Below are 14,876 nucleotides of genomic sequence, written 5' to 3' on the forward strand. Positions count from 1 at the left end.
CCTTGATTATTCCGGGATCCACACAAAGAATGTGCAGCCTTCGCCCTCGCGGCTCTCAACGCGAATGGTACCTCCATGAATGTCTACAATGGATTGGGTTATGGCTAAGCCTAAGCCGGCGCCGCCATATTTGCGCGTTCTGGAAGAATCGCTCCGATAGAACCTGTCAAATACATGGGGCAGATGGTCTTCAGGAATCCCTGGTCCATTATCTCGAACCGATAGCAGAATGCCTTGGTCCTGCCATGTTAATGAAAGCTCAATGTGACCCTTTTCGGGGTCCGTATGCTGTACTGCATTTTGAAATAAATTCAATATCACTTGCTTCATTTTATCGGAATCATACTTACACTTCATGTTAGGTGAAATCTTGAGGCTAAGCTGTCGGTTGCCGGCCAATATACGAAGCTGTGCTTCCATCTCACGGACAACAGAATCCAACATGCCATCGGATAGCTGGATATGTGGAGATTTGTCGAGCTTAGCCAACACCAGCAAATCATGGACTAACTTATTGAGCCGCTCCGATTCACTGTGCATGCTTGTTAACGCTTTGTGCAATTGATCAGGCTGATTAGCCGCGCCGCGGAGCAATACTTCCAGAAATCCGTTGATGGAGGTTAATGGAGTGCGAAGCTCATGAGAAGCATCCGCTATAAAGCGACGCATCTGCTCCTTCGTCTCTTTTTCCGCTTCAAAGGACGCTTCCAGACGCATTAACATTCCGTTAAACGATTCAGATAAACGGTCGATCTCCATCTGCCCCTGCCGAGTTGGAAAGCGTGTCTCCAAGTTCCCTGCATTAATTTTCTCAACGGTTTTGACCATATTGAATAAGGGGATCAATGTTTTTCGCAGCACCGGTAGAAAGGCTAACAATCCAAACAGCATAGCAACTACGGCAAGAAATAGAAAAGTAAGCAATTGCCGGATGAGCAGCTCTCTGAGGGGCAAGGTCATCGTGGTGACTTGAACGAGGCCAAGCGTTTGTCTCGTGCCGACCGTCTGCAGCACCATCAATTGCTCTTCTCCTCCGGAAGTAATAACTCTATAATTTAATTTCGGTTTACCTTGCTGCTGAAGTACATCCAAATACTCCTGTGTTTCAAGCTTAGGTGGAACCGTTTCATCGGGTCCGTTCTTCAATATTGTATGATTACCGCTCGAATCGATATAAGCTAAATTAGCCTCGGGGATGAAAAAGAACGGGGACCTATTGCCAGGCCGGTTATCCGAACGATTGTTGTCATTTTTGCTGTCATTTTTGTTGTCATTGCGGCTATCTGGACGATTGTCAGTACGAGTTTCGCCCCCATTATTATTATTTCCGCCACTACTACCATTATTGGTATTGCCTAAGTTTGCGCTAAACTGCTGCCAAGCATTCGGTGGGATGGACAAGACTTGACTTTGAATACTGGCAGCTTTGTTTCTATAAATGTTCTCCCGCATAAAAACATATTGAACAAGACCGATCAGAACAAGCAAGCAGGCAAGAATCAATAAGGAACGAGATAATAATTGAACCCGAAGTGAATTGGGAGAGAAAATGGTTTTATACCAAGGTGTGTCCTTCATACCAAATCAACTCGGTATCCTAACCCTCTCAGGGTTCGTATAATTTGATGATTCTTATCATTTAGTTTGTCCCTGAGCGCACGGATGTACACTTCAACAATATTTTCTTCCCCTCCAAAATCATAGCCCCACACTTTATCCAAAATTACCGTTTTACTAAGTACCAACCCATGGTTAACCACCAAAAATTTAAGCAGCTCATATTCAGTTGGAGACAGCTCCAGCACTCGATTTTCCATCTTGATCTCTTTGCGTCGGTCATCAATATTAAACTTTCCGATAATAACTTCTCCGAACAGATTCGGAAACTGATTACGAACTCTGGCATAAATTCGGGCAAGCAGCTCCTCAAAGCTGAACGGCTTTATCATATAATCATCCGCACCTAACGTTAACCCCTTAACCCGGTCGTCTACCTCATCCTTGGCGGTCAACATGATCACGGCTACATTCTCTGTTTTTTTGATCATTCGGCATACCTCGAAACCATCCATTCCGGGCATCATCACATCAAGTATGGCGACATGAGGCTGAAATTGCTTCATCATGCTGATTGCTGTCATACCGTCGTTAGCCGATTGCACTTCGAAGCCTTCATTTTGCAGACCAAGCTCTAGAAATTGCACGATATTGGGCTCATCATCAACCAGTAATATTTTTATTCCCTTTAGTTGTTGCATATTGATCTACCGCCTTATAGTAGTCTTTGTGTTCTATATTATACTGATTTTTATCAATTAACACACTAAACCTAACAATTATGATTATAGAATGTATAACATCCCTATCATAAGCCCAATGCCTGAATTCATGCTGAGAGAAAACTGAACGTTTCTTTAGAGGAAGCTGAAGATTTGCTGAAAATTTCCAGTAGTTACGGCCAAAAGGCTCTATTGCAAAATGATGCAATAGAGCTCTTTTATGCTGAAACATTGACTTCTTAAACTTACACTTATCAACATCAAACAATTTATTGGGTTAAAGTTGCGAGCAGTCGTTTGGCTGTCCCTGTAGAAGTAGTAATAACCTCGTAAACTCGGATCGAAACCGGATATTCAAGCTGCTCTGATTTTACATCGGTAAATGTAATGGTTTGTAACCCGCTGATCAGCTTACCCGTTCCCTGCAGCTTGTGAGTTGTGCTGCCTAGAATACGATTAGTCGCATCAACCACTTCAAATTCCAATGTAGAGAAGGTGTCGTCTACGATGACTTGCTCAGACTTCTTAATGTCAAAGTTTCCTTTAAGACTATAAGTGTAGCTGCCGCTGCTGTATTGTGCATTAATAGTCCAGTAGTCCATCGTTACATTGAATGGATACAGCGATAGCTTCTTCGTCACTGCCTGCGGGTCTTCTTCTCCCGTATTAGCTACACTCACTTTATAGTCAGCAATCGGCACTTTAATGTTCGAAGCATTAGATGCATCTGTTAAGCTAAGCTTAAATTGCCCTTTAGCAGAAGGAGGAAGCATGAACGAATAGCTGTATACATAAGCGGCATTCGGAATAAGCTCCTGCAAAGCAGTCGTTTGGCGCGCTCCCGGATAAGTAGTACCGGTGATATCAGTCAAGGACGTACCGAAACTCGGAATTTGCAAGGTTTCATTGCTATTATTCAACAGCTTGAATTTAGCAATTACCGTCTGATATCCGCTCTCGGAATCGGAATGACCATTGAGCTCTACCAAAGAAACCTGCAGATTAGAATCAATCAGCTCGCTGCTGGAATCAAACACAATGGGTTGTCCCAGTTCATATTGTGGAATATTGTTCATATTCGAGCCTGCAGTCAGCCCTTCTTGTAGGGTAGCTGCCAAAATCGGAATCGAACCTATAGAAGAAGCTCCTTCTGTACTATTTGATGATCCGTTGGATGTTGTGTTCGAGGCTGATGTATTTGAATTGGAACCAGCTGTAGATGTGCTGCCAGTTGAAGCCGATGAATTCGTCTTAGCTGTAGCCGATGAAGTATCGGAAGCCGCTTCAGATATAAGGAATTGAAGCTTCTCAGCAGCTGTGCCATCAGGCAGCTGTGCCACGAACCGGTATGCTCCTGACTCGCCGGGAGCCAAATAGGTTTCAGGTACAACCACAGCGGCTGCATTAACAGACAGCGTAGCTTCTTTGGAAATCAAAACACCCTGAAGCGAAGGGGCTTTGATGGTGCTCTTACCGTCATTATGCAGCACCGCAGTAAAAATCGCTCCATTCTTATTGGAAATTTGCTGCTGCTCAGCCTTTTGCAGCTCCAACGTAATGCCTTCACGTCCATTTAGTACATAGGGAACACGCTCGCCCATTTTTGCTAATTGGAATAGAGGTGCCAAGGATAGCTTTCCTAAGGATGATATACCAGCGCTGTCAAGCGACAGATCGAGTGTCATAGCATCCGTTGAAGGCAGTGTATCCATAGTTGTAGACAAAAGAATGTGCTTCGATTGTCCTGCATTAATGGAAGTGCCTTGAACCGCATTAGACGACAAGGATAAGGTTCTGCCCTGTCCATCATGAAGTAAATATTTGATACCGGAAGGTAAAGTTATCGTTTCTGTTCCCATAGGAGTTACCATTGCATCCACAAGAATAGTCCATTTGCCATCTTGAGGCAGAGTAACTGCTTTTACAGCTTGGTAAGATACAAAGGAATTCGTTGCAACAGCCGTATCCACATCGGCTAAATTCACGAGAAGCTGATGATTGGTTTGACCAATGGATTGCGCATTAGCAACCGAAAGTGAGCCTACATCCCTCACACTGGAGCCATTTCCATTTCGTTCAAATACCGTTACCTGAAGCTGCGAGGCATCTAGTCCTCCAGGAATAGTTGATACATAGTAGTAGCTTATTGCAGAATGACCAGGCACTTGAGCATCGGCCTGCTTGCTCAGCTGCGCATAATAGCTGCCACCGGAAGTAGAGGTTACCTTCACTCCGTAATAGTTGTAATCGATGATCGAATCTCCATCATTATTCAATTGGAGCTGAAATTGCATCGTTTGATTGCTGGAGCCTGTGGAAAGAGCAACATTCTCCAAGGTAAAGTATACAGAGCTATTAATAAACACTCCTTCTTTGCCTGCAAACGATATTCCTGATGTCCAAGTAGTGAAAGCGATACAAAGTGCAGTAAAAAGGATGGCGGTTATACGGACGATTCGTGAAGATACCGCCTCGCGTAGTCGGTTAATAATCATATGATGTGCCTCCTAAGGGTTTCGCTTGAGCGAAACCAGCATCGTAAGTATAAACTTGAGTTTTTTGAAGAAATATTAGGGCTATGCGACTCAATTAATCGGTGCGCAGAGCATCAATCGGCCGCAGCTTGGATGCTTTGTTAGCCGGATAGAGTCCAAAAATAACACCAACAAGAACAGAAAACAGGAATGCGTACATACTGATATCAAAAGAAACAACCGTCATTTGCTTAGGATTGAAATACGGCCATGCCTTGGCAAGCCCTACGCCAATCAGCAGCCCGATCAATCCGCCTAATCCGCTTATAACAATAGCCTCGAACAGAAATTGCAAGAGTATATTTTTCCGCTTAGCTCCTATCGATTTGCGAATACCAATCTCTCGGGTTCGTTCACTTACCGTAACCAGCATGATGTTCATAATCCCTATTCCCCCAACCAGCAAGGAGATACAAGCAACACTTACCAGCTGACTGGTTAATGAATTCGAAGCTTCCGTACTCGCCGAAAGTAATTGATCCTGATTCGTAAAACGAAATCCGGAAGAGCTTTTAAACTTATAAGTCAAAAAAGCGGTTAAAGTGCTCTGAGCCTTGGTGATGTCTTCCTTCGATGTAGCTTCAATATAGGTCGTTCTAATGCTCCCCATAGTTAGCTGACGTTGGGCTGTAGTCAGAGGAATGATGACCGAGTCATCTGCGGATGTCCCGCCAATACTGGAACCCTTCGCATTTAACAAACCGACAACCGTAAACTGGAAACCATTAATATTAATAATTTTATCCAGAGGATCCGTCGTGCCGAATAGCTCCTTGGCAACAGTAGCGCCCATCACGGCCACATTTGTTCGTAAATCCAGATCAGCTTCCGTGATAAATCGGCCTTTGTTAAGGGATGCCTTCAAGATGCTCATATAACGTTCATTAGAGCCCAGCACCGAATAGGATTCTTGTGTGGTATCGTATTTGATGTTCAGACTGGATGAAACCGTTGGAGCAATTGCGGCAATTTCTGGAAACTGTTCAAATTCCATTATATCCGTATAATTAAGCTGCGTGGCACGTCCTTGATTCAGCAAATTCACCACCAGCAAGTTAGTACCCATATTTTCATACTGCTTAGCGATTTGAGCTGAAGTCCCTTTACCAATTGCAACCAAGGTCACTACTGAGCTGACGCCTATGATAACGCCCAGCATCGTCAGCAAGGTTCGCATCCAATTGGCGCTTACCGTTTTCAAAGCCATCTGCAACAGTTCGGTGATTCTCATACTGTCACCTCTACCGCTGCTTCAGACTTTTGCGTTTGAGGCTCATTTAACAAATCCCCTACAATCAGTCCATCCCTTATCGTTACAATTCTTTTGGCATTTTCCGCGATATGCAGATCATGGGTAATTAATACGATGGTATTTCCGATTTCGTTCAAGTGCAGCATAAGCTCCAATACCTCTTGCCCTGTTTTGGAGTCCAATGCTCCTGTCGGTTCATCCGCCAGCAGAAGGGAAGGACCGATAGCCAAAGCCCGGGCAATCGCTACACGCTGCTGTTGGCCGCCTGACAACTCACTGGGCTTGTGATGCGAGCGTTGACCCATTCCCAGCATTTCGAGCATGTTCTGTGACCGTTCCCTCCGTTCCTTCTTCGGAGTTCCGTAATAGATCATCGGCAGCTCTACATTTTCAATAGCAGTAAGACGCGGCAGCAAGTTAAATTGTTGAAAAATAAATCCGATCTTCCGATTCCGAAGTCCCGCCAGCTCGTCATCCTTCATTTTTTCTGTTGCTACACCATCCAACATATAGGACCCAGAGGTAGGCACGTCCAGAAGTCCGATTGTATTCATCAGTGTCGATTTACCGGAACCGCTGGGACCGACAATGGCTACGAACTCTCCTTTATCTATGGAAAGAGAAACGTCTTTCAAAATCATCAGTTCCTCGACTCCGCGGGAATAAGATTTTTTAATATTTTGTAATTCTATCATTTTCATATCTTATCACCTTCCCTTGGAGATTTAGAAGCCTGGAGGTCTAGTGCCTTGGAATCCACCACCACCGCCGCCGGCACCACCATTAGTGTTACCGCGATTGCCGCCTTGCTGGAACTGATTTCTCATGGCGTCAATTTCTGTTTGGGAAAGCTTCTTCGTTGAATTAGCTGATTGAACAACGACGGAGTCACCTTCCTTCAGACCCGATGTGATTTCAATCATCGTGCTGGTATTGGAGCCTATCTTCACTTCATGATCCGCTTCGATGGTGCCATCCTCTTTTTTCACCGAAACGATACGTTTGCCGCTTCTTTGTTTTACTGCATCTACCGGAAGAACGAGAACGTCCTTCTTATCTTCAATTATGATCTCAGCTGTAGCTGTCATTGTGTTTTTTAGCTCGGATACATTTTTCAAGGTTATAACAGCCGTATAAAAAGTAACCCCGTTCGTAACCGTACCTACTGTTGAAACCTGAGTTACTTCTCCGTTAAAGACTTTACCTGATACGGCATCTACCTTAACCTCCGCCTTCTGTCCAACCTTAATCTTCGGCAGGTCAAGCTCATCTACCTTAATGGGAAGCTGCAAGGTTTCCAGATTGGCTACTGCGCCCAGTTGAACATTACTTCCAATGGTTGTTCCAGCTGGGTAGGCAGTCAGCACATTTTTCTTTTGGTCTACAAAGTCTGTGGAGAATATGCCGTCAAAGGGCGCGAGTACCTTCAGCTTTTCAATCTGGTCCTCTATGTCCTTGATGCTTTTGAGAGATTGATTAATCTGGTTTTGCTTATTTGTAATGTCTCTGCTCAAAGTGTCGCTAACAAGCGTATCGATCAGATCGCCTTTATTGACCATTTGATTTTCTTTAATCAGCAATTGATCCACTGTACCCGATACCCCCGCTAACACGGTAACCGAGGTTTTATATTGCAGCGCAGCTGATCCTTTGGATTCAATCTTCAAGCCTCCAGCCATGACAGAGCCTTTAACCGTTTGGCCTGCATCCATCGACCCGTCATTATCAACTCGAATGGCCACATCAATCAACCGATTGCCCTTCGCGTCGGACTTAACGGACTGGGATACCGAGTTGACCACGCCAGATTTGGTTAACATATACCCATCAATAGTTAGCTGAACACTATCTCCGTTATGAATTTGTACAGCCTCTTCTTGCAAAAATGGCAGGGTAACCGTCAAAGAATTGGTATCCGCAATTGTGGCAATTTTGGTAGATTTGGAGACCGAGGCACCTTCACTGATATTGGTTGAGAGGATTAGCTTTCCTGTAGCAGGAGCATAAGTCTTCAACGCTGCGGATTGGGCTTGTAAATCCTGCATATCGGATTGATAGCCGCTGAGTGTCAGCTTAGCTTGATCCAACTTTTCATCCAAGGATGAATCCGAGAGCTCTAGCAGCAAATCTCCCTTCTTTACCGCTTGATTCCGAGTCAGGTTGATTGTTTTGATCATCCCTTCCTTCGGCGGAACAATCGTCTGCTGCTCTTGTGCCTCAAGCTGGGCTGTGCCCGATATTACCGAGCGGATATTGCCTTTTTTTACTGTATAAATCGTCTCCTTCACTGCTGTTTGCTGTTTGCTTTGAAACAACGTTCCCTTATTCAAATAAGCGTAGGTACCTCCACCACATACAACCACAGCAGCTACGGCTACAATAATTCCCTTTTTCATCTTCATGAACGAAATGCCTCCCCAACGTAAACTTGGCTCCAATTAAACACAAGCGCCTTCTTTATACTTCATGACTTTCGGCCAAATTCCACGCTCCACGATGCTGATTCCAGTTACCCTACATGGAACCACATATCTCCTGCCCTATCCTGCTGATTATATGTACAACGTGAACTGCCCCAAATCTTCAGAGAATCACCTGCTTTTAACAGGGTACCATACCTCTTTCTACTTTGTTTACTAATGATTTCATTATGAGGGTTATATCTGAAATGAACTTGATGACTAGCTGAAAGAACCCTGAAAGCATTAAACCCTTGCTGCACCTACATTTCATGCAATTATCGACACATAATCCTTGGTTCTGCTTTCAGCTTTTATTCAGCTAATTTTCAGCAAAATTTCAGTTTCAAATCTTCCAATAAAAAAGGACCATCTCCTAAGTCTCTTCGACTTTGGAAAGCAGCCCCTGTTTCGTATTATTATAATGTTGTTTGCGAGGTAAGCGGTGTTCTTGTTTACTTAGCTGCGACACTCGGCAATGTCACCAGAAACTGCGAGCCTTTACCAGGCTCACTCTGAACCGTAATAGAACCGCCGTGCAGATCGATAATTTTGTGAACAATGGCAAGCCCTAATCCGCTTCCTCCAGCCTCTCTATGTCTCGAACGATCTGCTTTATAAAATTTATCGAAAATATGATTCAATTCTCCCTGAGAAATACCAATACCATAGTCCCTAATCGAAACCTGCACACGGTCAACCTGTGGTAGAAGCTCAACTTGGATTAACCCCCCCTGCGAGGAAAACTTAGCCGCATTAGTCAGCAGATTGATCCAAACTTGACTAAGCTGATCCTCATCAGCCGAAATGATTACAGGCGGAAGAGTCAAATCCAGCTCCACTTCTTTGGCTAGCCATAATGGCTCCTGAGCGACAATAATGCGTCGTATCTGTTCGTCAAGCCTATACGTAGTAGGGTGATAAGGATGGTGCTCCGACTCCAAGGAAGCTAACTTAAGTAAATTTTCACTTAAACGCGATAAGCGTTCGGACTCCGTCTGAATGATATCCAAATATTGATTCCGCTCCTCCTCAGGCATTTGCCTGGAACGGATTAGCTTAGTAAAACCTGTAATTGAAGTTAACGGTGATTGGATTTCATGAGAAACGCTGGATACAAAGTCTTGGCGCATCTGCTCTAGCTGCTTAAGCTCTGCTGCCATATGGTTAAAGCTGCGGGCCAACTCACCCAGCTCATCCTTTCGCTTATGCCAGCCAAAGCTCACATTAAAATCCCCCTTGGAAATACGCCGGGTAGCCAAAGTCATTCCCTTGAGAGGCCTCACCAAATAACGCGCTGCAATCAAAACGAATAAACTCCCACTCACGAGTGTAATAGCCAAGTTAGTTAGAATGATGTTTCTAAAATTATCCCCTTCTTTTCTAATGCCAGCTTGAATAAAAACCGCATGCTTTTGACCATTTACTGTAAAAGGATAACCGACGTATTGTCCCCTAGGCTCTCCCGAATGCCTCGCAATTTCCCCTTTTAATACTTGCTCTACATCCTGATCCTCTATTTCGAAGCGTTCCTGCCGTTTCAGACCATACTCTCTCTTGTTATTCATCGAGTCATACAGCGTAACGTAGAAGTTCTTTAACCAATGTCTGTTATTCAAATACGAATCCAAATCAGCATCGTTCATTTGCTGGAACGTTTCCACGAGATCCTGGACCGTATTTTGCAGTTCATCCTGGAGCTCCATTTCAAATGTATCTCTAAACCAATAATTAGTTACAAAAAAAGCGCAAATCAGCCCCAAAAAGACGGAAGCCAGAAAGGTCAGCGCCACGCGCATATAGAGTGACCGAATCATAATTTCAGCTCCAGCTTGTAGCCCAAGCCCCGAACCGTCACAATAGTAAAAGGATAGGTATCATCTGGAAATCGTTCTCTCAACCGCTTGATATGCACATCTACGGTCCGATCATCTCCTGCGTAATCTCTGCCCCATATTTGCTCTATCAATTGGTTCCTGGTAAAAATCTGATTAGGATGCCAAGCCAGCTTAAACAGCAGTTCGAATTCCTTTAACGGCAATGTCTGTCTGCTGCCATTATGAACTACTTCAAGGTGTGTTCTGCGCAATTCGGCATTGCCCAGCTGTATCACTTGAGAAGTGTTGATCCGGTAACGCTTTAACAACGCTTTTACTCGGAGCACCAGCTCCATGGGATCGAATGGCTTCACCAGATAATCGTCAGTCCCTAAGTGAAAGCCTCTTATTTTATGTACGGACTCACTTTTCGCCGTTACCATTAACAAGGGAAGATCCGGATACAGTCCGCGCAGCCGCTCACATAGCTCCCAGCCATCCATCAGTGGCATCATAATATCAAGAATGACCATATCAACGTTAGTTCGCTCCAACACTTCCAACGCTTCCAATCCATTGGTACTATCAATAATCTGAAAACCCTCGCTGAGAAGACTGCTCTTAATAAGCTGCCTAATAAATGGATCGTCATCAACAACAATAATTTTGGACATAAGGCTCCTCGCTTTCAAAGACTATTAATCATCATATGCAAAATACAACCCCATTTCAATAAGTAGATTGAATAGGAACTCTCAGTTTTGTTCAACTCCTTTACGAAGAAAAAGCGTCCCTTCAGTCTTTTGTAGACTGAAGGGACGCCAGTATACTTCTATAGCTAAAGCAGGCTTTACACGCCTTTGCTTAAATAATTCTCGATTTTAGCCTCAGATTTCTTCTGATCCAACCAGCTTGTTGCCATTTCGGATGTTTTGTCCTTGACCAGCTTATCATGGATTTCTGTCTTCTTCTCTTCCAAGCTAGGAGTAGCTGCATCCTTATGGTCCGTAACCTTGATGATATGGAAGCCATGAACAGTTTGAACCACATCACTTAATCCGCCAGCCTTCAAGGCAAACGCAGCGGCTTCGAAAGGCTCTTCCATCGTCCCGCGGCCAAAGAAGCCAAGATCCCCGCCTTTTTCCTTCGTTCCTTCATCCAGTGATTTTTCTTGCGCTATCTTGGCCATATCTGCCCCATTCTTTAAATCAACCAAAATCGCATCCGCTTCTTCTTTAGTGGCGACTAATATATGAGAGGCTTTTACCTGCTCAGGTGTTTTTAAGGTTTCTAGATTAGCATCATAATATTGCTTGATTTCATCATCTGTTACCGTTACTTGCTGCTCCAAAATCTTTTGCATCATGACTTGAGGCTTCATTTCTTCTTTCAAGCTATCCAAAGTAAGTCCATTCGCGACAAGAGCTTGGTTAAACTCTGTTTCGGATGGGAAGTTTAATTTTAAGGTAGCAAGCTCCTTGTCCAGATCAGCATCCTGGATTTGAATGCCGGCCTTTTCAGCTTCCTGACGAATCAATTCCTTCTCAATCATGCTGTTCACGGTTTGTGCGCCGCTGCTCGCCATCACTGTTTCATATAGCTGCTCCTTGTTAATCTTCACTCCGTTAACTGTAGCCACCGCTTCTGCTGCATTACTTTTAATCGGTGGATATACCGTAATATAAGCGACTAAAATAATAAATAATAGTAAGGTACCTATCATCCATTTACGATTCGATAATTTATAGTTCAATATGATGACTTCCCTTCTGAGTTGTAGTGTCTAGCTGAAGTTTTCTCGTTCAGCGTCGCTGCTGATAGTACCCATTATGGACTAGCTTTCTTAATTTAACTTTAAAATTAGCTGAAGATTTGCTTAGTCTGTATGTTCGCCTTAGGCTCTGCTGGTTTGACTCCCACTACCTGAAGTGCTACAATTTTAGCTATTCAACTAGGATTTTTCGTGATTTGGAGGGGCTTGTTTTGCATGTATTAAAACGTCATTGGATTATTCTGGTTTGGTTCATCGTTGGTTTTTTCGTTTTCCCGTTGACTCCTCCCATTTCGCAGCATTTCCTGTATGAACAGAGCGCATTAGGGCAGTATAATGATGCCCATACCATCATGCATCTGGAACCCTCATTATCAAAAAAATCGATGCAAATACATAAATCATTATTGCCTATGAATGAGTCCTCACCTTATGAATCATTTTATTTCTACTTATTATTACTTGTTCTTTTCTTATTCTTTGTTCATTCTAGGATTCGTGAATTACTCAAGAGGCATCTGCTCGCTATTCTTAAGTTCTCTTCTATTACATACCCGCACTCATTCAAATCCATAACGTAATTCTTAAAAAAATGAATGAGATTCGGAAAAGAGGAGCCCTATATGTCATCCAGCACAGCTTATCAAAATGAACAAGCTCAGTCCCAGCATCGCAAACAATCTTGGTCAAAGTTTCTGCGCCGCGCTTTATTAATGATCATTGGATCCGCTCTATTTTCAGTAGGCTTGGAAATATTTCTGGTACCTAACAATATCATTGACGGTGGAATCGTCGGTATTTCCATCATCATTTCCCATTTGACTAATATTCCGCTCGGTGTGTTTCTTGTTATTCTGAACCTGCCTTTTTTAATGATTGGATATAAACAAATAGGTAAAACATTTGCATTCTCAACACTTTTCTCCGTTATCATAATGTCTATTGGAACTACACTTCTTCATCCTGTAAAACCTATAACCATTGACCCTCTGCTCGCTGCTGTTTTTGGAGGTATTATACTAGGAATCGGCGTTGGTCTAGTTATCCGTTCAGGAGGCTCCTTAGATGGTACAGAGATTGTTGCCATTCTCGTAAGCAAGAAGTCTGCATTTTCTGTAGGCGAGATTGTTATGTTCTTCAACTTTTTCATTCTCGGAAGCGCCGGATTTGTATTTGGCTGGGATCACGCCATGTACTCGCTAATTGCGTATTATATTGCTTTCAAATTAATTGATATTACTATTGAAGGATTAGATCAATCCAAATCGGTTTGGCTGATCAGCGATGAGTATGAGAAGATTGGGGACGCTATAACGTATAGACTTGGACGTGGAGTAACCTATTTGAATGGCTCGGGCGCTTATACAGGCGATGATAAAAAAGTAATTTTCAGCGTCATCACCCGTCTTGAGGAAGCGAAGCTTAAGTCTATTGTCGATGAACTCGATCCCAAAGCTTTTCTGGCAATTGGGAATATCCATGATGTTAAAGGCGGACGGTTCAAGAAGAAAGATATTCATTAAAGCCTAAAGAAAAAGCCCATGTTAGCCAAAGTTACTTGGCTTGCAGGGGCTTTTTTGCTATGGGCACTTTTCACATATTTGATAATTCCTCAATCGATTCTGCCCTTATATTTCCCAGTGTATTTGATAAGCACTTTGACATTTATATTTCTTATTTGGATATTTTCCATGTTCGGATTCGGCCAAATAAATTGCTTCCAAGCTTGATAATCGTAACGAAATACAGGTGTGTTCAAATTTAATACGTCTGCCTTTATTTTCTTTCCGGCCTCAAAGGTTCGCCTGATATCCTTTTCCACACTTTTCTGAACAAGAGAATTCATCGTTGGTTGACTCATCTCTTTAATTAATTCATCCAAATAGCCAGTCAAACGAAGTTCAATATCGTAATAAACTTGTCCATTTTGTATAGTATGCTTGGTTATTATTTCAGGGCGATTCAATACAAAAGTAGCGGTCGCTTGCCCATTCTGATTAATCGTTATAAGCATCCGCTCCGCCGCTTTCTCCAAATACCTTTTACCTTTCAATTGAGAGTAAGGGATTTCCCCGCGGAATTTTTTGTGAGAGTAAAAATAAGCACCATCAATGATAAGATGAGGCGTTGTTTTGCTGTTTTCCATCCAATGGGATTTTTCATAAACAAGCTTGGGCAGCATGGCTGTTACCCCCCTCTCGTAATAATCAGATAGAAAACGATATAAAAACATGGGTTTTATAGTCGAGAATTGACTATACGTTTTGTCCGGCTTCATTAATCTGGAATCATAAGGGGAATATCCAAAGTTTGGTTGTATATCCATTAATTTATCAATAGGCACATCGGTTCCGTAAATCCAAATGTTGTAGCGGATTTCACGGTATCTGTTAATTGTATCCGTCAATTGCTCGACTGTAATTTCCTTAAGAGCAGCTTCTCCTATAATCATTGTTGATACATGTCCCCAGTAAACGCGCTGCTGCTCCGATTTGTACAAATCGAACATCGCTTCGGTAACGGTAGCCCCTTTGCCAGTTCCAACAACAGAATTATGCTTGGGTGGACGCACACCCTCTCTTTGAGCAATATTGGCAAAATTCAATGCCTGGAGGTAAACTGTGAACACTTTATCCTTATAATCAATTCCAATTGTTGTTACAAAGGTTATTTGATGAATTTCTTTATAATCCCAGCAGCCTGAGAGCAAAAGCATCAGCAGAATGACCAGCTTTAATTTGATAATCCAACCTATCTTTTTCAA

General features: G+C 43.1%; 11 protein-coding genes. 1 reads left to right on the forward strand and 10 read right to left on the reverse strand.

The window, feature by feature from the left end:
* Positions 1-6: 6 nt before the first annotated feature.
* From GC093_RS34035 to GC093_RS34075, 9 genes are all read right to left on the reverse strand, one after another.
* A complete protein-coding gene (locus GC093_RS34035; RefSeq protein WP_171656397.1) occupies positions 7-1,578 on the reverse strand; it encodes a sensor histidine kinase in 1,572 nt (523 codons plus the stop codon).
* Positions 1,575-2,258, reverse strand: a complete 684-nt coding sequence (locus GC093_RS34040) for a response regulator transcription factor (RefSeq protein ID WP_171656398.1) — start codon at positions 2,256-2,258, stop codon at positions 1,575-1,577. Before GC093_RS34040 ends, GC093_RS34035 begins: the two co-directional genes overlap by 4 nt.
* A gap of 290 nt (positions 2,259-2,548) precedes the next feature.
* Complete coding sequence (locus tag GC093_RS34045) at positions 2,549-4,774, reverse strand: hypothetical protein (protein ID WP_171656399.1); 2,226 nt, start codon at positions 4,772-4,774, stop codon at positions 2,549-2,551.
* Positions 4,775-4,868: 94 nt separating this feature from the next.
* Positions 4,869-6,044 carry an ABC transporter permease gene (locus GC093_RS34050; RefSeq protein ID WP_171656400.1) on the reverse strand — a complete coding sequence of 392 codons (1,176 nt, stop codon included), beginning with the start codon at positions 6,042-6,044 and terminating at the stop codon, positions 4,869-4,871.
* Positions 6,041-6,766: an ABC transporter ATP-binding protein gene (locus GC093_RS34055; RefSeq protein ID WP_281365360.1), complete on the reverse strand. Its 726-nt coding sequence runs from the start codon at positions 6,764-6,766 to the stop codon at positions 6,041-6,043. The genes GC093_RS34050 and GC093_RS34055 overlap by 4 nt, the downstream gene beginning before the upstream one ends.
* A 24-nt stretch (positions 6,767-6,790) precedes the next feature.
* Entirely contained in the window at positions 6,791-8,467 is a 1,677-nt protein-coding gene (locus GC093_RS34060; protein ID WP_171656401.1) for a permuted SH3 domain-containing protein, read from the reverse strand.
* Between the two features lie 512 nt (positions 8,468-8,979).
* Positions 8,980-10,341, reverse strand: a complete 1,362-nt coding sequence (locus GC093_RS34065; protein ID WP_171656402.1) for a HAMP domain-containing sensor histidine kinase — start codon at positions 10,339-10,341, stop codon at positions 8,980-8,982.
* Positions 10,338-11,015, reverse strand: coding sequence for a response regulator transcription factor (locus GC093_RS34070; RefSeq protein WP_171656403.1), 678 nt, complete (start codon positions 11,013-11,015; stop codon positions 10,338-10,340). The genes GC093_RS34065 and GC093_RS34070 overlap by 4 nt, the downstream gene beginning before the upstream one ends.
* Positions 11,016-11,191: 176 nt before the next feature.
* Complete coding sequence (locus GC093_RS34075) at positions 11,192-12,094, reverse strand: peptidylprolyl isomerase (protein ID WP_171656404.1); 903 nt, start codon at positions 12,092-12,094, stop codon at positions 11,192-11,194.
* A 641-nt stretch (positions 12,095-12,735) separates the two neighbouring features.
* Between GC093_RS34075 and GC093_RS34080 the strand changes: the two genes are divergently transcribed.
* A complete protein-coding gene (locus GC093_RS34080) occupies positions 12,736-13,635 on the forward strand; it encodes a YitT family protein (RefSeq protein ID WP_171656405.1) in 900 nt (299 codons plus the stop codon).
* Between the two features lie 89 nt (positions 13,636-13,724).
* Here GC093_RS34080 and GC093_RS34085 read toward each other — a convergent pair whose 3' ends face one another.
* On the reverse strand, positions 13,725-14,876 hold the full coding sequence (locus GC093_RS34085; protein WP_171656406.1) for a Ger(x)C family spore germination protein: 1,152 nt from the start codon (positions 14,874-14,876) through the stop codon (positions 13,725-13,727).

Source organism: Paenibacillus foliorum (assembly GCF_013141765.1).
Classification (GTDB): domain Bacteria; phylum Bacillota; class Bacilli; order Paenibacillales; family NBRC-103111; genus Paenibacillus_S; species Paenibacillus_S foliorum.